Source organism: Cellulomonas xylanilytica (genome assembly GCF_007989805.1).
GTDB classification, from domain to species: Bacteria; Actinomycetota; Actinomycetes; order Actinomycetales; family Cellulomonadaceae; genus Cellulomonas; species Cellulomonas xylanilytica.
In genome coordinates this window covers 17073-43612 of sequence record NZ_BJUB01000018.1, presented here as the reverse complement: position 1 = coordinate 43612, position 26540 = coordinate 17073, and the positions used below count along the sequence as shown (strand labels likewise).

23 protein-coding genes and 1 riboswitch are annotated in these 26540 nt (G+C 72.9%); of the genes, 10 read left to right on the top strand and 13 right to left on the bottom strand.

What is annotated here, in order from left to right:
- The 5 genes from CXY01_RS21005 to CXY01_RS20430 form a co-directional block, all read left to right on the top strand.
- Nucleotides 1-886: hypothetical protein (locus CXY01_RS21005; RefSeq protein WP_222594611.1), on the top strand; the 886-nt coding region annotated here is incomplete at its 5' end.
- 54 nt (nt 887-940) lie between these two features.
- The gene (locus CXY01_RS20445; protein ID WP_146931700.1) at nt 941-1864 is read left to right on the top strand and encodes a hypothetical protein; all 924 of its coding nucleotides are present in this window, start codon (nt 941-943) and stop codon (nt 1862-1864) included.
- 239 nt (nt 1865-2103) lie between these two features.
- Nucleotides 2104-2226: a hypothetical protein gene (locus CXY01_RS21360; protein ID WP_281285345.1), complete on the top strand. Its 123-nt coding sequence runs from the start codon at nt 2104-2106 to the stop codon at nt 2224-2226.
- Entirely contained in the window at nt 2223-3680 is a 1458-nt protein-coding gene (locus tag CXY01_RS21280; RefSeq protein WP_246125522.1) for an RNA polymerase sigma factor, read from the top strand. Before CXY01_RS21360 ends, CXY01_RS21280 begins: the two co-directional genes overlap by 4 nt.
- A 405-nt stretch (nt 3681-4085) precedes the next feature.
- The gene (locus tag CXY01_RS20430; RefSeq protein ID WP_146931697.1) at nt 4086-4832 is read left to right on the top strand and encodes a type IV toxin-antitoxin system AbiEi family antitoxin; all 747 of its coding nucleotides are present in this window, start codon (nt 4086-4088) and stop codon (nt 4830-4832) included.
- Nucleotides 4833-4957: 125 nt separating this feature from the next.
- Here CXY01_RS20430 and CXY01_RS20425 read toward each other — a convergent pair whose 3' ends face one another.
- Both CXY01_RS20425 and CXY01_RS20420 read right to left on the bottom strand, forming a co-directional pair.
- The gene (locus CXY01_RS20425) at nt 4958-6205 is read right to left on the bottom strand and encodes an Nramp family divalent metal transporter (RefSeq protein ID WP_146931694.1); all 1248 of its coding nucleotides are present in this window, start codon (nt 6203-6205) and stop codon (nt 4958-4960) included.
- Nucleotides 6206-6423: 218 nt separating this feature from the next.
- On the bottom strand, nt 6424-7059 hold the full coding sequence (locus CXY01_RS20420; RefSeq protein ID WP_146931690.1) for a YgjV family protein: 636 nt from the start codon (nt 7057-7059) through the stop codon (nt 6424-6426).
- A 68-nt stretch (nt 7060-7127) separates the two neighbouring features.
- Between CXY01_RS20420 and CXY01_RS20415 the strand changes: the two genes are divergently transcribed.
- Nucleotides 7128-8231: a GNAT family N-acetyltransferase gene (locus tag CXY01_RS20415; RefSeq protein WP_146931687.1), complete on the top strand. Its 1104-nt coding sequence runs from the start codon at nt 7128-7130 to the stop codon at nt 8229-8231.
- Here CXY01_RS20415 and CXY01_RS20410 read toward each other — a convergent pair.
- The 4 genes from CXY01_RS20410 to CXY01_RS20395 all read right to left on the bottom strand — a co-directional run bounded on the left by CXY01_RS20410 (nt 8218) and on the right by CXY01_RS20395 (nt 12825).
- A complete protein-coding gene (locus tag CXY01_RS20410) occupies nt 8218-8985 on the bottom strand; it encodes a hypothetical protein (RefSeq protein ID WP_146931684.1) in 768 nt (255 codons plus the stop codon). The genes CXY01_RS20415 and CXY01_RS20410 overlap by 14 nt on opposite strands.
- An 83-nt stretch (nt 8986-9068) precedes the next feature.
- On the bottom strand, nt 9069-10043 hold the full coding sequence (locus CXY01_RS20405; RefSeq protein ID WP_246125521.1) for an ABC transporter ATP-binding protein: 975 nt from the start codon (nt 10041-10043) through the stop codon (nt 9069-9071).
- 11 nt (nt 10044-10054) lie between these two features.
- On the bottom strand, nt 10055-11800 hold the full coding sequence (locus CXY01_RS20400; protein ID WP_146931678.1) for an ABC transporter permease: 1746 nt from the start codon (nt 11798-11800) through the stop codon (nt 10055-10057).
- A gap of 2 nt (nt 11801-11802) precedes the next feature.
- Nucleotides 11803-12825 (bottom strand): thiamine ABC transporter substrate-binding protein, encoded by a 1023-nt coding sequence (locus CXY01_RS20395; protein ID WP_146931675.1) that lies wholly within the window; start codon nt 12823-12825, stop codon nt 11803-11805.
- 56 nt (nt 12826-12881) lie between these two features.
- Nucleotides 12882-12999: riboswitch (TPP riboswitch) on the bottom strand.
- Between the two features lie 90 nt (nt 13000-13089).
- On the opposite strand from CXY01_RS20395, the gene CXY01_RS20390 reads away from it, so the two are divergent.
- Together CXY01_RS20390 and CXY01_RS21000 are read left to right on the top strand one after the other, a co-directional pair.
- Nucleotides 13090-13347, top strand: a complete 258-nt coding sequence (locus tag CXY01_RS20390) for a DUF4235 domain-containing protein (protein WP_146931672.1) — start codon at nt 13090-13092, stop codon at nt 13345-13347.
- Nucleotides 13348-13451: 104 nt separating this feature from the next.
- On the top strand, nt 13452-15602 hold the full coding sequence (locus CXY01_RS21000; protein ID WP_186813495.1) for a carboxypeptidase regulatory-like domain-containing protein: 2151 nt from the start codon (nt 13452-13454) through the stop codon (nt 15600-15602).
- A gap of 58 nt (nt 15603-15660) precedes the next feature.
- Here CXY01_RS21000 and CXY01_RS20380 read toward each other — a convergent pair whose 3' ends face one another.
- From CXY01_RS20380 to CXY01_RS20350, 7 genes are read right to left on the bottom strand one after another with little or no spacing between them, the layout of a single operon-like run.
- The gene (locus CXY01_RS20380) at nt 15661-17109 is read right to left on the bottom strand and encodes a phytoene desaturase family protein (protein WP_146931669.1); all 1449 of its coding nucleotides are present in this window, start codon (nt 17107-17109) and stop codon (nt 15661-15663) included.
- A gap of 17 nt (nt 17110-17126) precedes the next feature.
- Nucleotides 17127-17528 (bottom strand): monovalent cation/H(+) antiporter subunit G, encoded by a 402-nt coding sequence (gene mnhG, locus CXY01_RS20375; protein WP_146931666.1) that lies wholly within the window; start codon nt 17526-17528, stop codon nt 17127-17129.
- Entirely contained in the window at nt 17525-17938 is a 414-nt protein-coding gene (locus CXY01_RS20370) for an MrpF/PhaF family protein (RefSeq protein ID WP_146931663.1), read from the bottom strand. Before CXY01_RS20370 ends, mnhG begins: the two co-directional genes overlap by 4 nt.
- A complete protein-coding gene (locus CXY01_RS20365) occupies nt 17935-18486 on the bottom strand; it encodes a Na+/H+ antiporter subunit E (protein ID WP_146931660.1) in 552 nt (183 codons plus the stop codon). Before CXY01_RS20365 ends, CXY01_RS20370 begins: the two co-directional genes overlap by 4 nt.
- Nucleotides 18483-20027: a Na+/H+ antiporter subunit D gene (locus tag CXY01_RS20360; RefSeq protein WP_146931657.1), complete on the bottom strand. Its 1545-nt coding sequence runs from the start codon at nt 20025-20027 to the stop codon at nt 18483-18485. Before CXY01_RS20360 ends, CXY01_RS20365 begins: the two co-directional genes overlap by 4 nt.
- Complete coding sequence (locus CXY01_RS20355; protein ID WP_146931654.1) at nt 20024-20515, bottom strand: Na(+)/H(+) antiporter subunit C; 492 nt, start codon at nt 20513-20515, stop codon at nt 20024-20026. The genes CXY01_RS20360 and CXY01_RS20355 overlap by 4 nt, the downstream gene beginning before the upstream one ends.
- A gap of 5 nt (nt 20516-20520) precedes the next feature.
- Nucleotides 20521-23622 carry a Na+/H+ antiporter subunit A gene (locus CXY01_RS20350; RefSeq protein WP_146931651.1) on the bottom strand — a complete coding sequence of 1034 codons (3102 nt, stop codon included), beginning with the start codon at nt 23620-23622 and terminating at the stop codon, nt 20521-20523.
- Between the two features lie 385 nt (nt 23623-24007).
- On the opposite strand from CXY01_RS20350, the gene CXY01_RS20345 reads away from it, so the two are divergent.
- Both CXY01_RS20345 and CXY01_RS20340 read left to right on the top strand, forming a co-directional pair.
- On the top strand, nt 24008-26098 hold the full coding sequence (locus tag CXY01_RS20345) for a (Fe-S)-binding protein (RefSeq protein WP_146931648.1): 2091 nt from the start codon (nt 24008-24010) through the stop codon (nt 26096-26098).
- On the top strand, nt 26095-26538 hold the full coding sequence (locus CXY01_RS20340; RefSeq protein WP_146931645.1) for a pyridoxamine 5'-phosphate oxidase family protein: 444 nt from the start codon (nt 26095-26097) through the stop codon (nt 26536-26538). The genes CXY01_RS20345 and CXY01_RS20340 overlap by 4 nt, the downstream gene beginning before the upstream one ends.
- The last annotated feature ends 2 nt before the right edge of the window (nt 26539-26540 follow it).

Sequence of the window (26540 nt, the reverse complement as noted above, 5' to 3'; positions counted from 1 at the left end):
GGCCGTGTTCGGGTTCGGCGTCGGAGCCGTGCCCGGCGGCGCCGCCGGCGCCATCGCCGGAGCCACCTTCGGGCTGAAGATCCTCGGCGTCGGGTTCACCCTGGTCTCCGTCGGGGACTTCCTCGACGTCGTGGCCGACTGGGGCGAAGGCAAGATCGACGGCCAGGACCTCGTCAAACAAGGCACCCTCGAGCTCGCGCTCGCCATCACCTCCCTGATCGGCGTCGGCGTCGTCGGGAAGATCCTGCAGAAGACCTTCAAGTACCTGCCCGCGTCCTGGCGCAAGAAGCTCGAGGAGCTGCTGAAGAAGCAGGAGGACAACCGCACGTGGCGCGGCACCGGCACCCGAGACGACCCGGTGGTGTACGAGTACTCCCACCCCTCCTACGCGTTCCGCGACACCCCGGAGCCGACCGCGGCGGACCTCCAGAGGCTGGGCCCATACACGGACTACGAACCCGGCACCCGGGAGCACCTGTTCGCCCGCTGGGTCGAGTACCAGACCAACGGCGCCAACAAGCTGAGCTGGGAGCAGTGGCGGAACAAATACATCACCATCGCGGGGAACCGGAGCCGCGGCGCCGCGTACGAGCAGGCCCTCCGGGAGCTCCTCGGGTACCCGGCCACGGCTCCCAGGTCGGTGAAGGGGGCCACCGGCATCGACCGCCGCTTCGACATCCTCGACGAGGACAAGCAGCTCGGCATCGAGCTCAAGTCCGGGACCACCGTCAAGCCGGACCAGCTCGCGAAGGACACCAAGCTGGTCAGGTCCGGATGGACGGTCAAGTACATCTTCGGCGCCGAGCCGGACGCCGAGACGATCGCAGCTCTCACGAAGGCCGGCATCCAGTGGCAGGTCATCCACAGCACGTCTGTGGTTCGGTAGTGGTTCGCTAGGGTGCCCGCAGCGGGCCGGCGGGAACGTGGACGGAAGGGTGTCGTGACAGACGAAGAGTTCGAGGCGTGGCTGGACGACATGCATCCTCGCCTGGCGCGGTTCGAGGACTTCCTCATGCCGACCGGCTGGACCCCAGGCTTCACACGCGAGTCCCTCGAGGAGCTCGAGCAGTACGCGCTGAACCGCTGGCCGGATTCGGACGCCTTCCTCGAGGAGGCGGACCTGGACTGGATCGACGGCGCGATGCGGTACATCGGCGAGGCCTACCTGCGGATCGGGGGCGGCGGCTGGTACGTCGAGAACAAGCCCGGCACAGCGTTCAGCGGGGTGCCCGTCGTCCGGCTCGACACGATCGACCCGTTCCCCATCTCTCCCCGTCACCTGCTGACCGCCCTCCTCCACCGCCGCACCGGCGGCGTGCTGGCCCAGGTGTACGACGGTCAGCTGCTCGAGGTGCAGGAGCGCCGCGAGGCAGAAGGTCCTGACTGGGAGCCGACGCGGCTGCCCGTGCCAGGCATCACCCCGCCCGAGCACGACCCGGGCGACACCCCCGAGCGCGACGCCTGGGCCGCCAGGGTCGACGAGCGCATCGAGGCGCTACGGGCCCACGCCGGGGAGCACGGCCGTGACCTCGACCTGAGCCCGGAGTCGCTGTCGGTGCTCGAGCGACTCGCGGAGGCCGACCTGACAACCCCCCGTCTCGACGCCCGCTCGGAGGCCGGCGCCGAGCTCGTCGCGCAGTACGCCAGCTACCTCGGGGCCGTGCTCCTGCGCCAGGCACCCGGACAGTGGAGCCTGCGCCCCGGCGAGGCCGGGACCGACCCGTTCGTCGGACACCCCTTCCTCAAGCGCGTCGACGAGCACGGCACCCCTCGCACGGGCCTCGTGCACTCGGCGGTGGAGCACCTCACGCAGCAGCGCGACCCGGGGCTGTTCGCCGCGGTGCTGCGCGCCTATGCCGGCTGACGCGCGACCGTCCGCACCTGACCGCGGTCGCGTGTCGATCCGCGCACGGGTCGCGCGTCATCGGGCAGAGGGACGCGCACGTCGTCCCCACGGCGAAGGAGACGACATGGTGGAGCCCACGATCCTGCGGGCGGAGGCGCGGTTGGGCACCCGACGGCCGCGCACGGGCTGAGGGTCTCATGGAGATCGTCGGCACGTGCCCCATGCCGCTGCCGTCGTCGAGCACCACACTGGGGCGCATGGACACCTCGACCCCGCCGGGGGCATGCACGCTGCTGAGCGCGACGGTCGGCGCTCCCGCGTCGACGGACTCCGGCACGGTGCCCCCGGTCGGGACGGCCCGGGTCCGGCCCCGACGGTGAGCACCTCCGACGACGCCCTCGCCGAGGCGTGGCGAGCCCACTGGTCCCGCCTCATCGGCCTGCTCATCGGCCAGTTCGCACGCCCCGACCTGGCCGAGGACGCCGTCTCCGACGCCTTCGAGTCGGCCGCCCGGCACTGGCCCGTCGACGGCGTCCCCCACAACACCGGCGCCTGGCTCCTCACCGCCGCACGACGCAAGGTCCTCGACCGCCTCCGCTCCGAGGCGGTCGCCCGACGGAAGGAACCCCTGATGGTGGTCGACGACGAGATGCGTGCCGCCGCCGCGGCCGTCGTCGACCCCGGCGCCCACGTGGCCGACGAGCGGCTCCGCCTGATCTTCGCGTGCTGCCACCCCGCGATCGCGCCCGACGACCGAGTCGCCCTGACCCTCCGCTTCGTGGTCGGGCTCACCACCACCGAGATCGGCCGTCTGCTCCTCGTCCAGGAGTCGACGATGGCCGCCCGGCTGACCCGCGCCAAGAAGCGGCTGGCCTCCTCCGGCATCCCCTTCGCGACTCCCGCAGCCGCCCGGCTCGACGAGCGGCTCGACGTCGTCGCCACCGTCGTCTACCTCGCCTTCACCTCCGGCTACCACCCCGGCGTCGGCGAGGAACCCCTGCGGGTCGACCTCGGCGACGAGGCCATCCGGCTCCTGCGCGTGCTCGACTCGCTCCTGCCCGACCGCGCCGTCGTCCGCTCCCTGCTCGCCCTCCTGCTCCTGCAGCACTCCCGTCGCGACACCCGGCTCGACTCGACCGGCGCCCTCGTCCTGCTCCCCGACCAGGACCGCACCCGCTGGCACCGCGACGAGATCGCCGAGGGCGTGGCGCTCCTGGAGTCCCTCCAGCGCCCCTCGCCCGCGGACGCGGCACCTCCGCCATCCGCCCACCCGACCGAGCGGTCGTCCGCCCGCCCGACTGAACCGTCGGCCACCCGCGCCGTCGAGCCGTCGCCCGCCCGCCCGGTCGAGCCGTCATCCGCCCGTCGAGCGGGGCCGTCATCCGCCCGTTCGGCGGAGCCGTCGTCCGTGGGCCCGGCTGAGACGTCGTCCACCCAAGCCGGTCACCAGACGCGGCTCGCGGCGGAGTACCGGCTGCAGGCCCTCATCGCCGCGGAGCACGCCACCGCACCGACCGCCGCGGACACCCGATGGTCCGTCATCGCCGACCTCTACGCCCGGCTCGAAGCCCTCACCGGCTCCCCCGTCGTCCGCCTGGCCAGGGCTGTCGCGGTGGCAGAGGCCGACGGTCCGGAGGCCGGCCTGCAGCTGCTCGACGGCCTCGACGACGCCCTCCCCCGCCACCACCGGGTCCCCGCCGTCCGCGCCGAGCTCCTCCTGCGGGCCGGCCACCGCTCAGGAGCCGCCGACTCCTACCGCGCAGCCCTCGCCCTGGTCACCAACCCCACAGAACGCACCCACCTGGAGACCCGCCTATCGGAGGCGGAGGCCTGACCCTCATCCGCCGCCCCTCAGCGGGCGCCGGCGCCCAACTCGTCAGCAGCGGTCGAACTCGTCGGTTGCAACGGACGAGTTCGACGCGCCCGGACGAGTTCGGCAGCCGCTGTCGATCCGCCCACTGCCACGCACCACGACTGCGCTTCCACAGGACGAGCGGCCTAGTCGTCGGACCCTCCGCGGGACGACGACGGTGCTGGCATGCCTCGACGCCCCACAGATCGCTCCAGACCCGCGGCCGCGGTGCTGCCGACCGTGCATCTCGCCCGGAGCCATCCACAAGACGTGCTCCGAAGCCGGAGCACGTCCGGTACCTGGGAGCGGATCGCGCGAGGCGTGTACCTCGCGGCCGAGGATGTCCCGCATCCGGACCGGGCCAGGTCGGTCGCCCTCGGTCGCATCGTGGGTCTCCATGATCGGCTCGACGCGGTGCACTGGTTCAGCCACGAGTCGGCAGCACTGATCTGGGGTCTGCCACTGTGGATCGCGCCCGCACGGACCCACCTCATGCAGCGGCACACCGCGGGCTCGCACCGGGATCCGGCCGTCGCGCACCACCCGGTGATGCCCCCGGAGGACCAGCGCACCGTCGTACGGGGACTGCCGGTGACCTCTTTGGAACGGACCGTGGTCGACTGCGCGTCGAGCCTTCCTGCGATGCAGGGTCTCGTCATCGCCGATGCCGCGCTCCGTGCCGGCGCGGATCGGGAGATGCTCAATCGCGTCCTGGCAAGCAGCACCGGGCGCCGGGGCGTGACGCGCGCCCGAGCCGTGATCGCGGTCGCCGACGACGGCGCCGAGTCACCAGGCGAGTCCGCCGCGCGTTTCGTGATCCTGCGTGACGGACTCCGGGCGCCACAGACACAGGTGCAGGTCGATACACGGCTCGGGACCTTCTGGTGCGACCTCGGCTGGACCCGGTGGCGACTCGCCCTCGAGTACGACGGGCGGACGAAGTACGACGAGAACGCCACCGACACGTTCGTCCGGGAGAAGCGACGTCACGACGCCATCCTCGACGCCGGCTGGCGGATCCTGCGGGTGACAAAGGAGGACCTGCGGGGCACGACCCTTGTGCGCCGCATCCTCCCGCTCATCCCCGTCGGTGACGCGGCCGCCCTGAACCCACGGCGCGCCCTGCGCAGCTGACCGCAGGTCTCGTGCGGGCAGCCCAGCTCGTCACCTGCGGCCGAACTCGTCCGTGACAACAGACGAGGTCGGCGCGAACGGACGAGCTCGGCGGAGAGTGACCAGTTCGCGGGCCTAGCCGCTCGTCAGCCCAGGAGCAGGAGGACCAGCAGGGTGACGTTCAGGGCGACCACCAGGGTTACCACCAGGAGCAGGGTGGCGTGGAGCCAGGGGCCGTTGCGGTGGGTGCCCATCACCGTGCGGTTGCGGGTCAGCGCGACCAGCGGGATGACGGCGAACGGGATGCCGAAGCTGAGCACCACCTGCGAGAGGACCAGGGTCCAGGTGGGGTCGGCCCCGACGGCGAGCAGGACGATCGCCGGGATGAGGGTGACCACGCGGCGGACGAGCAGAGGGATCCGGCGGTGGATCAGGCCCTCCATGATCGTCGCGCCCGCGTAGGCGCCGACGGAGGTAGACGCCAGGCCCGAGGCGAGGAGGCCGATGGCGAAGGCGATCGCGATGCCCATGCCGAGGGCGTCGGCGATGGCGTCGTACGCCCCGGGGATCGAGTCGGTGCCGGGCACGCCACGCAGGCCGGAGGCGGCGAGCAGGAGGAGGCCGATGTTGACGGCGCCGGCGACGGCCAGCGCGATGCCGACGTCCCAGCGGGTCGACCGCAGGATCTCCCGGAGGGTCGCGCCGGTGGTGCGGCCGTGCCGGTCGCGGGCGAGGGCCGAGTGCACGTAGATGGCGTGCGGCATGACTGTGGCGCCCAGCATCGACGCGGCGAGCAGGACGGAGTCGGTGCCGTCGAAGCGCGGCACCAGCCCGGACAGGACCCCCCGGGCGTCGGGCGGTGACACGAACAGCCCGGCGAGGAACCCGACCGTGATGACGGCGAGGAGCGCGATGATGACGTGCTCGAACCGCCGCTGCCCGTACCGGTTCTGCGTGGCCAGCAGGAGCAGGGACACGACGCCGACGATGAGCCCGCCGACCGGCAGCGGCACGCCGAACAGCAGGTTCAGGGCGATCGCACCGCCGACGACCTCGGCGATGTCGGTGGCGGCCGCGACGACCTCGGCCTGCACCCAGAACGCCAGCCGGGGGCTGCGGCGCATCCGCTGCCCCAGCACGCCCGGCAGCGAGTCGCCGGTAACCAGGCCGAGCTTGGCGGACTGGTACTGGACGAGGACGGCCATCGCGTTCGCCGCGACGAGGACCCACAGGAGCAGGTAGCCGTAGCGGGCGCCGGCGGTGAGGTTGGCGGCGACGTTGCCGGGGTCCACGTAGGCGATGGCCGCGACGAACGCGGGACCGAGGAGCAGCGGGGCGCGACGAGGGCGTCGCGGAGCGACCTGGACGGCGTCGTCCGTCGTGCTGCTGGTCATGCGGCCACCTCGAGGAAAGTTCGGACGTCCGAACTCATGCTAGCGGACGTGCGGAACATGTCGCACGCGGAACGACGAGGCCCCGCCGACGCACAGCACCCGGGACCCGCCGAGCTCGATCGACGCCGCGCCACCTGACCTCGCGCTCGCGGCCAGCCGCGACCGACCAGGTGGCCATCGTGCAGCCGCAGGAGCTCGCTCGCCACAGCCGAGAGGAGTCAGGCCGCGGCCAGGACCTCGCGCTCCCAGCCGTCGGCGGTCGACCGGAAGCCGACCCGCTCCAGGTACGCGCGCGACTCGGGCGAGGGCGAGTCGACGACGAGGCGACGGAACCCGTGCGCTGCGAACACGCCGCTGTCCCGGTACACGAACTCGCCGGGCGTGAAGTCCCGGTACCGCGGCGTCACGTAGTCGAGGTCGACCCGGCCGACCCCGTCGCCCGCGGACCGGACGACCACGGCGCCGACCAGCTCGTCGCCGCGGACGACGACGAACGCAGCGGAGCCGGCCGGGTCGGACGAGCCGGCGGCGAACGCGGGGTGGAACCGGGCGATGTCGGGTGCGTGGGTGTCGAGGAGGTGGCGCAGGACGGAGTCGTCGGCGGGGACCTCGAGGACGCCGTAGACCTGCGCGTCGTGCCGCTCGCGGTGCAGGCGGAACAGCCAGTACACGTCGATGACGGCGATGACCCCGTTCATCACGGCGAACGGCCAGATGCCGACGATCGCGTTGTACGCCGTGGCGATCACGGCGCCCGCGAGGTTGAGCACGCGGAAGCGCAGCACGCGCGCCTGCGTGAGCGAGACGATGACCAGCAGCGAGCCGGCCCAGCCGACGATCTCCAACCACACCATCCGGCGAGACTAGCGACGGCGCGGAAAAGGGCTCGCCACGTCGGTGCGACAGGCGGATGGTGGTCGTCATGACGACGTGGTCCATCCGTGAGGTTCCGGTCTCCGAGACGCCCGACGGGGCCTGGCTCCTGCAGGGCTACACGGACGCGATCAACGACGTGCTGCTCGACGCGTGGGGCAACCGCGACTTCGAGCGGACCGCGACGGAGATCCTGGGCTCGATGCGCGACCAGCGGTACATCCGCAAGCCGCGGCTCGTGGCGGTCGCCGACGACGAGCACGACGCCCCAGACCCGGCCAGGATCCTCGGTTACGCGATGGTGAACCTGCCGCTGCAGGACAACACGCACACGGCGCAGGTCGAGGTCGGGGTGCGCCCCGCGCACCGCCGTCAGGGCGTCGCGTCCGCGCTGTACGACGCGGTCCTCGCGGTCGTCCGCGACGCCGGCCGCACGACCCTCACCACGTCCACCGACCAGCGCGCGGAGCCGCCCGAGGGCCCGGGGACGCTCGCGGCGACGACGGGCGTCGGTCGCCTGGTGGCGGACGACGCCGGCCCGCGGTTCGCGCTGGCGCGCGGCTTCGCGCTGGAGCAGGTCGAGCGCTACTCGGTGTTCGACCTTCCGTTCGACGAGGACCTCGTCGCGAAGCACCGGGCGGAGGCGGAGGCGCACGCCGGTCCCGACTACCGCCTGGTGAGCTGGGTGAACCACGTCCCGGAGGAGTGGGTCGACGAGTACGCGCTGCTGAACACGCGCATGAGCACGGACGTCCCGCTCGGCGGACTGGACCTCGAGGAGGACGTCTGGGACGCGGAGCGGATCCGTGTCACGGAGCAGCAGTACCAGGACCGGGGGCTCGCGCTGCTGGTGATGGCCGCGGAGCACGTCCCGACCCACACGCTGGCCGCGTTCACCTGCTTCATGGCGGTCCCCAACTCGGACGAGTTCGTGCACCAGGACGACACCCTGGTGATCAAGGAGCACCGGGGACGACGGCTGGGCATGCTGGTCAAGGCGGCGAACCTGCAGCGCCTCGCGGCCGAGCGGCCGACGGTCCGGCGCGTCGGCACGTGGAACGCCGAGGAGAACTCCTACATGCTCGCCATCAACGTGGCGCTGGGCTTCCGTCCCGCCGGCGGTTCCGGGGAGTGGCAGCTCAGGCTGAGCTGACGCGCGACGACCGCGGCAGGGCCATCTCCCACCAGCGGGTCCAGCGCTCGCGGATCTGCTCGAACGTCTCGTCGTCGAGCCCGTAGGTGGACAGGACCGCGTCGACCGTGCCGTGCGGCGGCGTATGGGCGGCGGGGGTCTCCTGCAGCACCAGGAACATCTCGGAGATGCCGTGCAGGCGGAGGCCGAGCTGCAGCGGTGTCTCGTAGACGAGCGTCCCGCCGAGCAGGGTCCCGTCGGGACGGCGGGCCTGCACGTGCCCGCCGACCGGCACCCCGCGGATGCCGACGAGCCCGGCGCGGTCGAGCAGCCGGTCGCGGCGGTCGCCGGACGGCAGCCCGAGCATGGACAGCGTCCGCCGGTCCTGGTCGGGCTGGACCGTGAGCGCGAACTGCAGCTGGTGCGCGTCCGCCACCCAGCTCTCGTCGGCCTCGTCGCGCACGCCGTCGAACGTCGCCATGCCCTCGTGGCTGCGCCGTGTGACGGCCAGGTGGGTGCGACGCGGCTCGTGCGCCGCGGACCGCAGCGTCAGCCGGTCGTGGTGCGGCCAGCTCAGCGTGTGGATGGCCGAGTCGCCGACGACGTCCTGCGTCTCGATGGCCGTGTCGACGAACGCCCGCACCTGGGCGTCCAGGCCGGCGTGGTCCCACCCGTACCAGCGGCGCACGAGCGCCGGGTCCCGCAGGTACGACCAGACCTTGGACAGTGGCGCGGGGATGTCGACCGACACGACCTCACGGAGCTCCAGCGTCATCGCCATCACCTCGGTGCTCGAACCTGCTCAGACCCACCCGACCGGATGCTTCCGACGGTAGTCCGACCGGGCGCCGACCGCGATCAGGTGTCGAGCACCGCGAGCGCGTCCGGCTCCACACCGAGCTCCACGACGTCGCCGACGGACCAGCGCCCGCCGACGGGTCCGAGGGCGGTGACCGAGCCGATCCCGTCGACGTCGACGCGGACCTCGGACCGGCCCCGTCGCGACGACACCCCCCGCACGGTGCCCTTGGCCACCCCGGTGCGCCCGACGACGAACGCGCCCTCCGCGAGCGCGAGCGTCGCGGCCGACGGGGGGACGTCGAGGGCCTCCCGCAAGGGTGCCGCGGCGGGTGTGTCGAGCGGCACGAAGGCCTCGTAGCCGAGGAACGACGCGACCTCGCGGGACGCGGGCCGGACCCAGAGGTCGGCGGGTGCGTCGACCTGCAGCAGCCGGCCGGCGGACATCACGGCGACCCGGTCGGCCACGGCGAAGGCCTCGTCCTGGTCGTGGGTGACGAACACGGCGGTGGTGCCGGTGGCGACGAGCGCGGCGCGCAGGTCGACGGCGAGGCGCTCGCGCAGGGCGCGGTCGAGAGCGGACAGGGGCTCGTCGAGCAGCAGGAGCCGGGGCTCCGGGGCGAGCGCGCGGGCCAGCGCGACGCGCTGCCGCTCGCCGCCGGACAGGGTCGCGATGCCGCGGTCCTCGTAGCCGGCGAGCCCGACGAGGTCGAGCAGCTCCGCGACGCGCGCACCGGAGCGGGCGGGCAGGCCGTAGGCGACGTTCCCGCCGACGGTCCGGTGCGGGAAGAGCTGGCCGTCCTGGAACATCAGCCCGAAGCCGCGCCGGTGCACGGGCACTCCGGCCAGCGAGGAGCCGTCCCAGGAGACGGATCCGGCCGCGAGGGGTTCGAGGCCGGCGACAGCGCGCAGCAGCGACGACTTGCCGCACCCGGACGGGCCCAGCAGGGCGACGACCGAGCCGGGGGCCACGTCGAGGGACACCCCGTCGACGGCCGGGGCCGCGGCCCCGTACCGGACCACGACGTCACGCACGGACAGACCGTTCACCACTCACCTCCGGCGCCGGGGGCGCGCAGTCGTTCGCAGGCCGCGACGATCCCCGCGGTGAGCACCGCGAGGACGACGGACGCGGCGAGCGCCATGCCGTAGGACTCGGGACCGGGGCGGCCGATGAGCCGGAAGATGACGACCGGCAGCGTCGGCCGGTCGGGGCGTGCGAGGAACGACGTGGCACCGAACTCCCCCAGCGACGCCGCGAACGCGAACCCCACGGCGAGCCCGAGGGACCGGGCGGCGATCGACAGGTCCACGGTCCGCAGCACGCGACCGGGTGCGGCACCGAGCGTCGCGGCCGCCTCGCGCAGCCGCGGGTCGATGGCGCGCAGCACCGGCAGCACCACCCGCACGACGAGGGGCACGGCGACCACGGCCTGCGCGATCGGCACCAGCAACGGGCTCGTCCGCAGGTCGACCGGCAGCCCGAGCGGGTGGTGCATGGACAGCAGGAAGCCGAACCCGACGGTCACCGCGGAGACGCCGAGCGGGAGCATGAACAGGGCGTCGAGGCCGGCGACGGCGCGGCGACCGACCGTGCGGCGTGGTCGTCGGGACACCACCAGGGCGACGAGCCCGCCGACGACCAGCGCGAGCACGGTGGCGTCGAGGGCGACCCGCAGCGAGTTCAGCGTGGCCTGCCAGACGGTGACCGTCAGCCCGCCCTCCGTCGTGCCCAGCGCGATGTAGTGGTCGACACCCCAGCCGTCGGCGGTCCGCAGCGACCGGACGACGAGGTTGACCAGCGGCAGGGCCAGCAGCAGGACGACCCCCGCGGTCACGGCGGTGGCGACGAGCGTGAGCGCATGGCCGTCGCCGGGGGGCATCCCGGCGGGCCGGCGCCGCCGCAGCGGACGGACGGAGGCGGCCGGGAGCGTCAGGCCCAGGGCCCGCTCCCGGCGCGACCGGGCACGCCCGGCCACGATCAGGGTCCCCGCGACGACGACCAGCTGCACGACGGACAGCACGGCGGCCGCCCGCAGGTCGAGGAACTGGGTCGTCTGGATCCAGATCTCGGTCTCGATGGTGCCGAACCGCAGACCACCGAGGACCAGGACGGTCCCGAACGCGGTGGCGCAGAAGAGGAACGCGAGCGAGGCGGCCGACGCGATCGCCGGGGTCAGCGCCGGCAGCGTCACGGTGCGGAACGCTCGCCACGGAGACGCCCCCAGCGCCCGTGCCGCCTGCTCCGCCCGTGGGTCCAGCCGCTCCCACAGGCCCCCGACGGCGCGCACGACCACCGCGTAGTTGAAGAACACGAGCGCGGCGACGATGGCCGCGAACGTGCCGTCCAGGTGCAGGAACCCGAGCGGCCCACCCTCGACCAGCAACGACCGGAACGCGACGCCGACGACGACCGTCGGCAGGACGAACGGCACGGTGACGAACGCCCGGACCAGCGACCGCCCCCGGAACGAGTGCCGGTAGAGCACGTACGCGCCGGGCACCCCGAGCAGCACGCTCAGGACGGTGCCCAGGGTCGCCTGCGCGAGCGTGAGCCCGATGATCCGCCACGTGCGCGGCCGCGAGAACACGTCCGCGAACCCGCCGAGGTCCAGCTGCCCGTCGACGACGAACCCTTTCGCGATCATCACGGCCACGGGCCACGCGAAGAACACCCCGAGGAACGCCAGCGGGACGGTGACCGCGACCACCCAGAACGCGACGACGCACGCCCGGCCCGACGCAGCCACCGGGGTGGGTGCGTCGGGCCGGGTCGGCGTCAGGACGGCCATGGTCAGCCGATCACCGTCTCCGACCACACGGCCAGCCACGCCTCACGGTTCCGGCTGATCTCCTCGGGCGAGACCTCGAACGGGTCGGTCGCCAGCGGGGCGAACGCCGTCCACGCCTCGGGCAGGGTGGCGGTACGGCTCACCGGGTACATGTACATGGACACCGGGATGTCCTCCTGGACCTCGTCGGACAGCAGGAAGTCGAGCAGCTCCTGGGCGCCGTCCGGGTTGGCCGCACCCTCGAGCACGCCCGCGTACTCGGTCTGCCGGAAGCACGTGCCCAGCAGCGCACCGGTCGTCGGCTCCGTCCCGCCCTCGGGGACCGTGGACGGGGGCGACGACGCGTAGGACAGGACGATCGGGCGCGGTCCGCCGCCCCCGCCGCCGGAGAAGTCCGTGAAGTACGCGTCGGACCAGCCGTCGGCCACCTTCAGCCCGTTGTCCTTCAGCGCCGTCCAGTAGTCCACCCACCCGTCCTCGCCGAACGCGCCCACCGTCGCCAGCAGGAACGACAGGCCCGGCGACGACGTGACCGCGTTGGGCACCACCAGCAGGTCCTTGTACTCCGGCTTGGTGAGGTCCTCGAGCGTGACCGGCTCGGCCAGCCCCTTCTCCGCGAACCACGCGTGGTCCACGTTGACGCAGACGTCCCCGTAGTCCACCGGCACCAGCGCACCCCCGTACGCGTCCGGCAGGTCGGTCGGCGCGACGACGCCCTCGTCGACCGCGCGCGAGGCGAACGAGTTGTCGATGCCGAACACCAGGTCCCCCAGCGGGGCGTCCTTGGTGAGCACGAGCTGGTTCACCAGCGCGCCACCGTCGCCCGGCTGGACCACCTCGACCGTCAGCCCGGACTCCTCCTCGAACGCGTCGAGGAGGCCGTCGGAGAGCGCGAACGAGTCGTGCGTGACGAGCGTGACCGTGCCGGCCGACGCGCTGGGCGCGGGGTCGTCGGAGCCGATCGCCGAGCACCCGGCCAGGGCCGCGATGCCGACGACGGCGATGAGCGAGTGGATCCTCGCCATGGGTGATGCTCCTCCTTGGTCGGAAAGGAGGGGGTCGTCATGGGGTGCTCCCATGAGGACTGAGAAGCCCGACTCCCTACGCCGGTATCAACCGGATCAGGTTCGAGGGTCTGCGGTGATCCGCACTCTCAGCGTCCAGACCCGTGCGGGTCCGACGCTCCCCTGTCGTTCGCGGTCGATCCTACGCCGCCGCTGAGCGGCGCGGACGTCACCACCGGGATACGGTCGTCACCGGACCTGTCCCCTGACCTCGGAGGCTCCCCCGTGGACGACAAGCAGTCGCAGTCCATCATCGCCAAGCTCGTCGGCACGGGCGTCGCGCTCGGCGCCGCGGTCGTCGTCCAGAAGATCATCACGCAGGCGTGGAAGGCCAAGACGGGTCACAAGCCGCCGGCCGCCGACGACCAGGGCGACGCCGGCCTCGCGGAGATCGTCGCCGCCGCGGCGCTCACCGGCGCCCTCGTCGCGATCTCCCGCGTGCTGGCCACCCGCGGCACCGCGCGGTTCACCGCGAAGCTCTGAGGCTGCGCGGCGCGCCTCCTGTGCGCAGATCACGACGAGTCGGACGTTCCGCCTAGGCTGTGCGAGCGCCGCTTCCTCGCGGCTGCACACCACAGGAGGAAAGCGTGATCCGTCACCGCGTCAGCGGACGGTTGCCGGGGGCGACGACGAGTCGACCTCCGCGCCGGTCCCTTCGTCAGGTTCTCACCGCGCTCACCGCAGCCGCCGTCGTCGCCGCGCTGGCCCCGCTCGCGGCCGCGCCCGCGCAGGCTGCGACCCCGGCGACGATCAGCGGGTCGGTGAAGAACGCCGCCGGTGCGCCGCTCGCCGCGTCCCTCTCCCTCTCCCCGACCGCGGGCGGTCGGGTGGTCGAGACGACGACCGACGCGGCCGGGAGCTTCTCCTTGTCCGGCATCCCGGCGGGCCAGTACACCCTGCGCGCCGCCGAGGTCTCGGGCGAGCACCTGTACGACGCCGCCTTCTGGGACGGCACCGCGAGCACCTCGCAGTACGTGGGCTTCACGGTCGCCGACGGCGCCGCGCTGACCGGGGTCGACCTGGTCCTGGCGGACGCCACCGGGGTCCGCGTGCTCGTCACCGACGAGGCCGGGAACCCGCTGCCGAGCATCCAGTACGGGATGCAGGTGTACCGCCCCGAGGAGGACGACTGGTACGGCCTGCAGCGTGGCCCGAACCTCACCGACGAGACCGGGCACCTGTGGGAGAACACGGTCGTCGGGTCGACGTACAAGCTGTGCGTCAGCGACGACTACTACCAGGACGACTGGTACCAGCCGGGGGTCCGGCACGGTGACGCGTGCGTCGGCGGAGGCACCACCTACGACGACGCCGCGACGTTCACCGTGACCGAGCAGACCCGTCGGCAGGAGGTCGTCGTCACCCTGCCCGTGGTCGGGCAGTCGCTGCGCCCCGTCGAGCCGTTCGTCACCGGGTCCACCGCCGTGGGCGGCACCCTGACGGCCGAGACCGGGACGTGGAAGCCCGCCGGCGTCGCGCTGAGCTACCAGTGGGTGACGTGGGTCGACAACGAGCGCGTCCTGCTGCCCGCCGGCACCGGCGCCACCTTCACACCCACCGCGGACCTCGTCGGGAAGAGCCTGAACGTCGAGGTGACCGGCACGCTCGCCGGGTACCGGACCGCCACCATGCAGGCATGGGCCGGTGAGGTGGGCACGACGGCGCCGACCATCTCCCAGCCCCTCACGCTGGCGGGCACCGCGGCCGTCGGGCAGACGCTCACCGCGACGTACGGCACGATCACGCCCCCCGACGACTACCCGATGTTCCAGTGGCTCGTCGACGGCTTCCCGGTCGGCTGGACCACCTCGGAGAAGACCTTCACCCTGACGGCCGAGCACATCGGCACGCGCATCACCGCCCGCATGACGTCCTACGGCGACGGCGGCGGCGTCCTGCACACCTCCGCCACCAGCGCGGTCGTGCAGTCGGGCGTCCCGCTGACGGCGCCGACGCCGACGATCAGCGGCAAGGCCACCGTCGGTCAGGTGCTCACCGCTGTCCCCGGCTCGTGGGCGCCCGCACCGGTCACGCTGAAGTACCAGTGGTACCGGTCCGGCACCAAGATCACGGGCGCGACGACCGGCACGTACACGCTGACCACGGCCGACCAGGGCAAGACGCTCACGGTGCACGTCATCGGCAGCAAGCCGGGCTACGCCACGGTCGACAAGGCGTCCGCCAAGACCGCGGTCGTCGGCGGGCTGCTGACGGCGCCGACGCCCACCATCTCCGGCACCGTCCGGGTGGGCCAGAAGCTGACCGCCACGCCGGGCACCTGGGGCCCGGCACCGGTCACCCTGGCGTACCAGTGGTACCGCGCGGGCACCAGGATCACCGGGGCGACGGCGAGCACCTACACGCTGACCACCGCCGACCTGGGCAAGACACTCACCGTGCACGTCATCGGGAGCAAGACGGGGTACACCACCGTGGACAAGGCGTCCGCGAAGACCGCCGCGGTCGCGGGGCTGCTGACGACCGCGACGCCCACGGTCTCGGGCACGCTCAAGGTCGGCTCGACGCTCACCGCCAAGCCCGGCACGTGGGGCCCGGCCCCCGTCACCCTGGCGTACCAGTGGTACCGCGCGGGGGTCGCCATCAGCGGGGCGACGAGCCCGACGTACAAGCTCGTCGCGGCCGACAAGGGCACGGGCATCAAGGTCAAGGTCACCGGCACGAAGACCGGGTACACGACGGTCGCCAGGACGTCCGCGCAGACGGCCACCATCGGCTGACGTCGGACAGCCGCCTCGACGGCGCCGTGCCCGCGAGGGTGCGGCGCCGTTCGTCGTCCTACGGCGCCAGGCTCGGCAGCGCCATGATGCCGAACTCGCGCAGCACCCGCTTGGCCGCGAACCAGCCGCCGAGGCCGTGCACGCCGGGGCCGGGCGGGGTGGACGCCGAGCACAGGTACACCCCGGCGCGGCCGGAGAAGTACGGGTCCAGCCGGCGGGTCGGACGGGCGAACAGCTGGCCGATGCTGGCGCGGCCGGCGGAGATGTCGCCGTCGACGTAGTTCTCGTTGTGGTCGCTCAGGTGGGCAGCGGGGACGCACCGCGACGTGACGACGACGTCCCGGAACCCGGGGGCGTAGCGCTCGATGTGCCGGGTCACGGCCTCGGTCACGTCCACGTCGGACCCGGCCGGCACGTGCGCGTAGGTCCACAGGGGCCGCCGGCCGTGCACCTCGCGGGTGTCGTCGACGACGGTCGGGTCGCTGACCAGGGTCATGGGCAGGTCCGCGTGCTCGCCGCGCGCGACGGCGCTCTCGGCGCGGGCCATCTCGGCGCGGGTGCCGCCGACGTGGACGGTGCCGGCACGTCCTACCTCGGGCACGGTCCAGGGCACGGGCCCGTCGAGGACGAAGTCGACCTTGGCCGCAGCGTCGCCGTACCGGAACGCGGTCAGGGCGGCCCGGTCGCGCGGGGGAAGGCGGTCGCCCAGCACGTCGACCAGGGTGCGAGGGGTCGTGTCGAACACGTAGCAGTGCGCGACGGGCAGGTCGGCCTGACGGCGCACGCGGTGGTCGGTGCGGATGGTGCCGCCGTGCGCCTCGAGGTCCGCGACGAGCGCGGCGGTGATCGCCCCGGAACCGCCGCGCGGGATCGGCCAGCCGCCCTCGGCGTGCGCGAGGGTGCCGAGGAGCAGCGCCGTGCCCGCGGCCGCGAACGACGGCAGCGGCGTGATCGTGTGGGCCGCGACCCCCGTGAGCAGGGCGGGCGCGACGTCGCCGACGAACCGGCGGCCCCACGCGCGCGTGCCCTGCTCGAGGACACCGAGCCCGAAGTGCACCGCCGCGCGCGGGTCCACCAGCGGGACGGACCGCTTGTCGCCCAGCGCCACCTTGACCGTCGCTGCCGGGTCGCCGCCGACCAGCGACCGCCACACCGCACCGTCGACGCCGAGCTCCTCGACGGTGCGCTCCAGGTCGCGGTAGGCCAGCCCGGCGCGCCCGTCGGGGAGCGGCTGGGCGTAGGAGATCTCGGGTACGAGGAGCTCGACCCCGCGCGCCGCCAGATCGAGCTGCTGGAAGAACGGGGACGCCCACGCCATCGGGTGCACGGCGGAGCAGATGTCGTGCGTGACCCCGTCGGCCAGGCCGAGGTCGAGGGTCCGGGCGCCGCCGCCGACCGTCGGCTGCGACTCCAGGACCGTCACGCGCAGGCCGGCGCGCGCGAGCGTGACGGCCGCGGCGAGCCCGTTGGGGCCCGAGCCGACCACCACCACGTCCGGTCGCGTCATCGCGTTCCTCCCGACCCTCAGTCTCGGGGGCCGTCGTCGTCAGGTCGACCCTGGTCGCGCACCTGGGCGCGCTCCTGGTCGCTGGTGAGCTCGTCGACGACCAGCAGGTCGCTGCGGACCTTGCCGGTCCGGTAGCCGGCCCGGCCGACCATGTGTGCGGCCACGGGCGCCGTGAGCATCTGGAACACGGCGACGAGGACCAGCGCCCACACCGCGCCGCCGGAGCGCAGCCGCAGCGCCAGCCCGATGAGCACCAGCGCGAGGCCGAGCGTCTGCGGCTTGGTGCCCGCGTGCATGCGGGCCAGCAGGTCGGGGAAGCGCAGCACGCCCACGCCGGCGGCGAACGCGAGGAACGCCCCGCCGAGCAGGCACACCGCGGAGGCGACGTCGGCGACGATCGTCCACTGGTCCTGGGTCATTCGCGGACCTCCCCCTCGGCGCCGCCGCCGTGGTGCTCGTCGTACCCCTCGCGGCGGCCCGAGCGGCGCGTCCCCTCGGCCTGGTCCTCGGCGTTCATCCGCTCGGCCTCCTGGGCCGCGATCTCCTCGCGGGTGCGCACGCGGCCCTCACCCTCGGGCTCGACGGCCGCGAACCGCGCGATGGTGACCGACCCGACGAAGCCGACGAGCGACAGCACGACGAGGATCGGCACGACGTCGGTGCGGCGCTCGACCGCGGCGTAGAGCGCCACGGCCGCGATCATCGTCGTCACCACGATGTCGAGCGCGATGGTCCGGTCGAGCATCGACGGACCCTTCTCCGCCCGGATCACGGCGAGCACGGCGCCGACGGTGAGCAGCACACCGCAGACCCAGATCACGGCGGTCATGCGCGCACCCCCAGCCCGGCAGCGTCCAGCTCCTCGTCCGACGCGAACGCCCGCAGCACCCGCTCCTCCTGGTCCAGCACGGCCTGGCGTGCCGCCTCGATCCCGCCGCTCTGCCGAACGTCGAGCACGTGCAGGTAGAGCACCCCGGTGAGCCGGTGCGCCTCGACCACCAGCGAGCCCGGGACCAGCGACGACAGCTCCGCCGTCAGGGTCAGGTACAGGTCCGAGTGGCTGCGCAGCTGCACGCCGATCACGGCACCGTGCGGCACGTACCGCGGTCGGAGGGCGATCAGGCTGACCTCGAACGACGCCTTGACGAGGTCCAGCACGAACCGACCGAGCAGGTGCAGGAACCCCGCAGGCCGGAACCGCCCGTGGAACGCGATGGGGGCCATCCGCAGGCCGGTCGTCACGGCGAGCGCGATCGCCAGGCCGGCCAGCACGTTGCCCACGGACAGGTCGCCCCACAGGAAGACCCAGACGACGGTCAGCCAGACGATCGTCGCCCACTGGGTGCGCCACCGGTGCCGGCGCGGGTGCAGGCTCACGGCTGCTCCTCCGCGACGTCGTCGGACACGCCCTGGCCCCGCTCACCGTCGGGCAGCACCGCCTCGACGTACGGGGTGCGCTCGGTCAGGGAGACGGCCGCGCGCTCGGTGTAGGCGTACAGCGGGCCGGCCGCGACGGTGAGCAGCAGCCCGACACCGATCAGGGCCGCGGTCGGCGCCACCATGCCGAACGGCAGGCGCACCGGCGGGCGGGGCTCCTCGGGCGTCTGCCAGAACGCCTTGTTCCACGCCTTGACCAGCGCGTAGAGCGTGAGCAGGGAGGTCACGACGGAGCCGACGACGAGCACGTACGCCAGCGGGGTGCCCAGCTGCACCCCGGCCTCGATGAGCCCGATCTTGCCCAGGAAGCCCGACAGGGGCGGGATGCCGCCCAGGTTCATCGCGGGGACGAAGAACAGGACCGCGAGCAGCGGGGTCAGCTTGGCCAGACCGCCGAGCTTGGTCAGGGACGTGGACCCGCCCGCACGCTCGACCAGGCCCACCACCAGGAACAGCGCGGTCTGCACGGTGATGTGGTGGGCGACGTAGTAGATGGCGGCGGTGTAGCCCAGGTCCGTGGCCATCGCGATGCCGAACACCATGAAGCCGATGTGGCTGACCAGCGTGAACGAGAGCAGTCGCTTGATGTCGTCCTGTGCGACGGCGCCCAGGATGCCGATCACCATCGTGGCCAGCGCCGCCCACATGAGCGCGTCGTCCAGCCGGCCGTCCGGGAAGAGCAGCGTCTGCGTGCGGATGATCGCGTAGACGCCGACCTTGGTCAGCAGGCCGGCGAACACCGCGGTCACGGGTGCGGGGGCGGTCGGGTAGGAGTCCGGGAGCCAGGCGGACAGTGGGAAGACGGCCGCCTTGATGGCGAACGCGAGCAGGAGCAGCACCTGCAGGACGAGGCTCACCCCGGGGTCGATCTCGGGCAGCCGGATGGCCAGCTGCGCCAGGTTCACCGTGCCGGTGGCCGCGTAGATCATCGCGATCGCCACGAGGAACAGCACCGAGGACAGCAGCGCGACGACGATGTAGATGGTCCCCGCACGGATGCGCTCGCCGGTGCCGCCGAGCGTGATGAGCACGTAGCTGGCGGCCAGCAGGATCTCGAAGCCGACGTAGAGGTTGAACAGGTCCCCGGACAGGAACGCGTTGGCGACGCCCGCCGCCAGCACCAGGTACGTCGGGTGGTAGATGGAGACGGGCGCCGACTCCTCGTCGTCCTCACCGCCCTGCGCCAGCGAGTACAGCAGGACGCAGAGGGTGACCGCGCTGGAGATCGTGAGCATGAGCGCCGACAGCCGGTCCGCCACCAGGTCGATGCCCACGGGCGCCGCCCAGCCGCCGACGTCGACCACGAGCGGGCCCTCGTCGGCGAGCACGAGCAGGGCCACGCTGGCCGCCAGCACGAGCGCGAGCGCCACCACCGTGACCAGCCGCTGCACGTTCGGCCGGCGGTAGAGCGCGAGCGCGAGGCCCGCCGCGGACAGCGGGATGACGACGGGCAGCGGCACGAGCCACGTGTAGTCGGTCACGGGCGCACCTCCCGCGGCGTCTCGCGTGCCGGTGCACCCTGGTCGGTCTCGTCGCGTGCCTCGGCCGCCTCCACGTCGAGCGTGTCGGAGGCGATCTCCGTGTCCGCGTCGGTGAACGCGCGCTCATCGACGGCCGCGAGCCGCGCGATGCGGCGGTCCTCGACGTCGTCCTGGACCTCGTCGTGCCGGTGCAGCTGCCACGACCGGTACGCCAGGGCGAGCAGGAACGCGGTCATGCCGAGCGTGATGACGATGGCGGTCAGGACCATCGCCTGCGGCAGCGGGTCGCTCATCTGCCCCTCGGGCTCCGTGCCGACGATCGGCGGCCGCCCCGCGGCACCGCCCGCCACCAGGAACAGCAGGTTCGCGCCGTTGCCGATGAGGATCACACCGATCAGCACCCGCGACAGGCTGCGCTCGAGGAGCAGATAGACGCCCGCGGCGAAGAGCACACCGATGGTGACGACGAGGACGATGTTGGGGCTCATGTCGATCACGGCACGCCCCCGTCCCAGCCGGCGGGCTTCGCGGTGGCGCCGACCTGCTCCGACGCGTCGCCCGGGATGTCGCCACCGGCCGCGTCGCCGCCGACGGGGTCCTCGCCGGACTCCGCGCGGCGGTCGAGCTCCGCCCCGAGGCTGCGCAGGACGTCGAGCACGAGGCCGACGACCACCAGGTAGACCCCGAGGTCGAAGAAGAGCGACGTCACCAGGTGGATGTCCCCGATGACCGGCACGTGGATGTCGATGATCCAGGACTGCAGCACCTCGCCGCCCGCCAGCAGCGCGAGCAGGCCGACACCGGCCGAGAGGAACAGCCCGAGGCCGAGCAGCAGACCCGCCTGCACCGGGGCCGCCTCGCCCAGCTCGTACCGACCGCCCGCGAGGTAGCGGACGATCAGGGCGATGCCCGTCACGAGGCCGGCGGCGAACCCTCCACCGGGAGCGTTGTGGCCGCTGAACAGCAGGTAGACCGAGTACACGATCATCGTGTGGAAGAGCAGCCGGACGATGACCTCGAAGATCACCGAGCGCCGCTGCGGCGCCAGGGTCCGGCCCGCCTGCAGCCACTCGCGGCCCCGCGAGGCGCTCGACGGCACCGCGGACTCGTCGCGGTCGGCCACCATCCCGCCGGCGTCGACGGCCGCGCTGTCGCCACCCGGACGCCGGAGCGCCGCCATCGGGTCGGGCACGCCGCCCCAGACGGCACGCTCCGCACGGGCCTCGTCGGCCCGGTAGATCGCTCCCGCGCGTCGTGAGAGGAAGACCAGCGACGCGACGCCGGTCGCCGCCACCAGCAGCACCGAGATCTCGCCCATCGTGTCCCAGGCGCGGATGTCGACGAGGGTCACGTTGACGATGTTCTTGCCGCCTCCGAAGCTGTAGGCCTCCTCCGCGAAGTCGGTGGAGACGGGCAGGTGCATCCGCGCGCCGGGCGCCACGAGCGCGATCCCGGCGACGGTCACCCCGACCGCCAGACCGAGCGCCAGGCGCACCCACCGGCTGGCCGCGAGCGGACGGTCGGAGAAGTACGGGGGCAGGCGGCGCAGGACCAGCACGAAGACGACGAGCGTCACCGTCTCCACCAGCACCTGGGTCAGCGCCAGGTCCGGGGCGCCGTGCAGCAGGAACAGGCCGGCCACCGAGTAGCCACCGATCCCCAGCAGGATGACGGCCTTGAGCCGCCGCCGGGCACGCGTGACCAGCAGCGCGGACGCGATCACCCCGGCGGCGAAGACCGCCTGCGCGGGGGTGTCCCACAGCCGCACCTCGGCCGGGAAGTCGGTGCTGCCGAGCACCGTGCCGCCGACCGCGACGACGAACACGACGAGGATCAGGCCGAGGTACAGCGGCAGCGAACCGCGCTGGGTGACCGCCGTGACGTCCGCCGCCACGTCGTCGAGCCGCCGCATGAACCGTCGGTACACGCGGTCCGCCTCCGGGCCGCGGTAGGCCGCCGTCTGCCACCGCTCCACCCGCTCGCGGATCACGAACAGCAGCGCGCCGGTCAGCAGGATCGCGAGCGTCAGGACGAACGTCGGCGTGAGCCCGGCCCACAGCACCAGGTGCCCCGGCTCACCCTCGGGGTAGGTGTCCGCGTAGGGCGCCAGCAGGTGCTCGCCGAGCGCCGGCAGGAGCGCGACGGCCAGGCCGAGGACCGCCAGGATCATGGCCGGCCACACGAGCAGCAGCGACGGGTGCGTGATCGGGGCCGGCTCGGCGGCGTCGTGGGCGGCCTCGTGGATCGAGGTGCCGGGTTCCGTCGACTCGCTCACGGCTTCCGGCACCACGGCGGGCTTGGTCGAGAACGCCCCCCACCAGAGCCGCAGCCCGTAGGCCACCGTGAGCACCGAGCCGACGGAGACGGCGACCAGCACGATCATCCCGGCGGTGGTGTCGTCGAGGTGACCCAGCGCCTCGAGCCCCGCCTCCTTGGCGACGTACCCGGCGAACGGCGGCAGCCCGATCATCGACGCCGTCGCCAGCGCACCCGCGAGCGCGGTCAGCTTGAGCTCGCGACCGACGCCCGACAGCCGGCGGAGGTCACGCGTGCCGGTCGCCGCGTCGACGACGCCGACGACGAGGAACAGCGCCGCCTTGAACATCGCGTGCGCACCCAGCATCGCCAGGCCCGCGAGCGCCGTCGCCCGGGTGCCCAGCCCCACCAGCAGGACGATCAGGCCCAGCTGGCTGACCGTGCCGAACGCGAGGATGAGCTTGAGGTCGTGCTGCCGCAACGCCCGGTAGCCGCCCAGCAGCAGGGTCCCGCAGCCGAGCACGACGATGATCCACATCCACGTGGGGTCCGTCGAGTACGCCGGCGCGAACCGGGCGACCAGGTAGACACCTGCCTTGACCATCGCGGCCGCGTGCAGGTACGCGCTCACCGGCGTCGGTGCCGCCATCGCCGCCGGCAGCCAGAAGTGGAACGGGATGAGCGCCGACTTCGTCACCGCGCCGGCCAGCAGGCAGACGATCGCGACCGTGACCGCCGGGGTGCCCTGCGGCGGGTTCGCGATCACCTCCGACAGCAGGTACGTCCCCGCGGACTCGCCCAGCAGCACCAGGCCGACGAGCATCGCCAGGCCGCCCGCGGTCGTGATGACGATGGCCTGCATCGCCGCCCGCCGGCTCGCCTTGCGCTCCGCGTAGTGGCCGATGAGCAGGTACGACGTGACGGTCGTGAGCTCCCAGAACGTGAAGAGCAGCAGCATGTCGTCGGCGGTGACCAGCCCGAGCATCGACCCGCTGAACGCGACGAACACGCCCCCGAACCGGCCCAGCCCCGCGGCGCTCGTCTTGAAGTACGCCGCGCAGTAGACGAGCACGAGCGCACCGACGCCGCCGACCACCAGCGTCATCAACCACGACAGCGTGTCGAGCCGGAAGGTGAGGTTGAGGCCGAGGACGGGGATCCACTCGACGTTCTCGACCGGCCCGTTCCCGGCCTGCACCCGCGACGTCCAGCTCAGCGCCCACGCGGCGGCAGAGGCGGGCGCGAGGGCGAGGACCCAGAACGCCTTGCGGCCCATCCAGCGGACCAGCACGGGCGCGACGACGGCTGCGGCCAGGTGAACGGCGAGCAGCAGCAGCACGTCCGGCTCCGTCCTTGAGGGCGGGTGGTCGGTCGGGTGGTCGTCAGGTTCTGGATGTGAGGCGCAGGTGCGGGCACGCGTCGGGGGTCATGGCTGGCGCCCCCGCGGTGCACTGAAGATTTGGTCAAGACTCTACCAACCGATTTCCCACACCTCTTCCCACGGGGGGCCGTCACGCCGTCGCGCTTGTCACGTCGAGGGTGGGAATACGCGCCGACGGCCGAGAACGTGGCGTCGACGCGAGATCGTGCGTGCGGAGCCACGATCTGGCGTCGGACCCACGGGCTCGTCGGTCCCGGCCGAGCTCGTCCGGTGCGCGTGACGAGTTCAGACGTACCGGACGAGTTCGGTCGGCCCGGGCCCCCCGCGCGGCTAGCGTGGCGGCGTGGATGCGCTGCAGGTGGTGTGCCTGGTGATCGTGGTCGTCGCGACGGTCGTGGGGGTCGTCGTGTTCGCGCGGGGTGCCCGGGAGATCGTGCGGACCGTGCGGGTCGGCCGGGCAGCCGGCGGGCGGTGGACGCCGGTCGGGCCACGGTTGGCGACGCTGACCCGCGAGGTGCTCGGGCACGGGCGGTTCCAGCACCGTCCGGTGGTGAAGGTCGCGCACTGGGTGGTGATGGTCTCCTTCGCGCTGCTGTTCCTCACCCTGGTCACCGGGTACGGGCAGGTGGTCGACCCGGCGTTCGCGCTGCCGCTGGTCGGGCACCTGGCGCCGCTGGAGTGGGCGATCGAGGCGATCGCGTGGCTGTCGCTGGTCGGCATCCTGGCGCTGATCACGATCCGGCTCCGGCTCGGCTCCCGGGAGCGGGGCTCGCGGTTCTTCGGCTCGAACCAGGCGCAGGCGTTCTTCGTCGAGGCGACCGTGCTCGCCGTCGTGCTCTGCGTGCTCGTGCTGCGCGGCCTGGAGTACGCGCTGTCGTCCGGAAACGCGTGGCACTTCCCGCTGACCTCGTGGTTCGGGGCGTCGTGGGCCGGGGTCGCACCGGCGACCCTGGAGAACGCGATCGTCGTCGTCGCGACCGTCAAGATCGTCGTGTCGATGTCGTGGTTCGTCGTCGTCGGCCTGCAGCCCACCATGGGCGTCGCGTGGCACCGGTTCCTCGCCGTGGTCAACGTCTACACGCGCCGCGAGCCGCGCGGCGGGGTCGCGCTCGGGCCGCTGCAGCCGATGACGCTCGACGGTGCGCCGGTGGACCTGGCCGCCCTGGAGGACCTTCCCGACGACGCCCGCCTCGGGGTCGGCGCCATCGAGGACTTCACGTGGAAGGGCCTGCTCGACTTCTCGACGTGCACCGAGTGCGGCCGCTGCCAGGACCAGTGCCCGGCCTGGGCGACGGGCAAGCCGCTCTCCCCCAAGCTGGTCACGCTGGCGCTGCGCGACCACGCCGCCGCCACGGCGCCCTACCTGCAGGCGGGCTCGGCCGACCACTCCGGCATCGACCTCCTGGGCTCGGGCGTCATCGACCCCGACGCCCTGTGGGCCTGCACCAGCTGCGGCGCGTGCGTGCAGCAGTGCCCGGTGGACATCGAGCACGTCGACGCGATCGTCGACATGCGGCGCTACCAGGTGCTCATGGAGTCGGCGTTCCCGAAGGAGCTGGGCGGCACGTTCACCAAGCTGGAGCGGCAGGGCAACCCGTGGGGGCTGCCGGCGCGCAACCGGCTGAACTGGGCCAAGGGCCTGGAGTTCGAGGTGCCCGTGGTCGGCGTCGACGTCGAGTCCGCCGCCGAGGTCGAGTACCTGTTCTGGGTCGGCTGCGCGGGCGCCTACGAGGACCGTGCCATCCGCACGACGAAGGCCGTCGCGGAGCTCCTGCACACCGCCGGGGTCAGCTTCGCGGTGCTGGGCGACGGCGAGTCCTGCACCGGCGACCCCGCCCGGCGGGCCGGCAACGAGCTGCTGTTCCAGATGCTCGCGAGCGCCAACGTCGAGGTGCTGAACGAGGTCGGCGCGCAGCGGATCGTCGTGACCTGCGCGCACTGCTTCAACACCATCGCGCGCGAGTACCCGCAGCTGGGTGGTCGGTACGAGGTGGTGCACCACACCGAGCTGCTGAACACCCTCGTCGCGGACGGTCGGCTGACCCTCCTGCCGTCCACCGACGAGCGCACCGTCACCTACCACGACCCCTGCTACCTGGGCCGGCACAACCAGGTCTACTCCCCGCCGCGGGACCTGCTCGGCGCCCTCCCCGGCGTCCAGGTGACGGAGATGCCCCGCAACCGCGAGCAGTCGTTCTGCTGCGGCGGTGGCGGGGCCCGGGTCTGGATGGAGGAGACCATCGGCACCCGCATCGGCACGGCACGCGCCGAGGAGGCCATCGCCACGGGCGCCTCCGTCGTCGCGACCGCCTGCCCGTTCTGCACGGTGATGATCGGCGACGGTGTGGCCGCAGCGACCTCCCAGACGCAGACTGTGGGAGTGCCCGAGGTCACCGACATCGCCCTGCTCCTGCTCGACCGGGTGCGCGAGTGACCGGCCCGCGCAGCACCGAGGTCCGCCGCCAGGACGCCCTGTACCGGCTCGGGCACGACGTCGACGCCTGGGTCGCGACGACGGACACCGACACCGGCGCACCCCGCCTGACGCCGCTGTCGTTCCTGTGGCACGACGAGTCGCTGCTGTTCTCGACGGTGACCGCCAGCCCGACCGGTCGCAACCTCGCCGCGAACCCGTCCGTGCAGGCCGGCATCGGCCAGACCCGCGACGTCGTCCTCGTGCGGGGCACGGTCGAGGTGCTGACCACGGTCTCCGAGCCCCTCGGCGACACGTTCGCGGCGAAGACAGGCTTCGACCCGCGCACCCTGACCGACCCCTACACGTACTTCCGGCTGCACCCGGGCTCGATCCAGGTCTGGCGCGAGGAGGACGAGCTGGCGGGCCGGTGGGTCATGCGCGGCGGGGTCTGGGTCTAGTC

Bases quoted from the DNA above. Each gene is read 5' to 3' on its own strand.
- CXY01_RS21360 (WP_281285345.1), top strand. From the start codon at position 2,104: ATGGACACCTCGACCCCGCCGGGGGCATGCACGCTGCTGAGCGCGACG.
- CXY01_RS20425 (WP_146931694.1), bottom strand. From the start codon at position 6,205: ATGACCAGCAGCACGACGGACGACGCCGTCCAGGTCGCTCCGCGACGC.
- CXY01_RS20420 (WP_146931690.1), bottom strand. From the start codon at position 7,059: ATGGTGTGGTTGGAGATCGTCGGCTGGGCCGGCTCGCTGCTGGTCATC.
- CXY01_RS20415 (WP_146931687.1), top strand. From the start codon at position 7,128: ATGACGACGTGGTCCATCCGTGAGGTTCCGGTCTCCGAGACGCCCGAC.
- CXY01_RS20410 (WP_146931684.1), bottom strand. From the start codon at position 8,985: ATGACGCTGGAGCTCCGTGAGGTCGTGTCGGTCGACATCCCCGCGCCA.
- CXY01_RS20400 (WP_146931678.1), bottom strand. From the start codon at position 11,800: ATGGCCGTCCTGACGCCGACCCGGCCCGACGCACCCACCCCGGTGGCT.
- CXY01_RS20395 (WP_146931675.1), bottom strand. From the start codon at position 12,825: ATGGCGAGGATCCACTCGCTCATCGCCGTCGTCGGCATCGCGGCCCTG.
- CXY01_RS20380 (WP_146931669.1), bottom strand. From the start codon at position 17,109: ATGACGCGACCGGACGTGGTGGTGGTCGGCTCGGGCCCCAACGGGCTC.
- mnhG (WP_146931666.1), bottom strand. From the start codon at position 17,528: ATGACCCAGGACCAGTGGACGATCGTCGCCGACGTCGCCTCCGCGGTG.
- CXY01_RS20370 (WP_146931663.1), bottom strand. From the start codon at position 17,938: ATGACCGCCGTGATCTGGGTCTGCGGTGTGCTGCTCACCGTCGGCGCC.
- CXY01_RS20355 (WP_146931654.1), bottom strand. From the start codon at position 20,515: ATGAGCCCCAACATCGTCCTCGTCGTCACCATCGGTGTGCTCTTCGCC.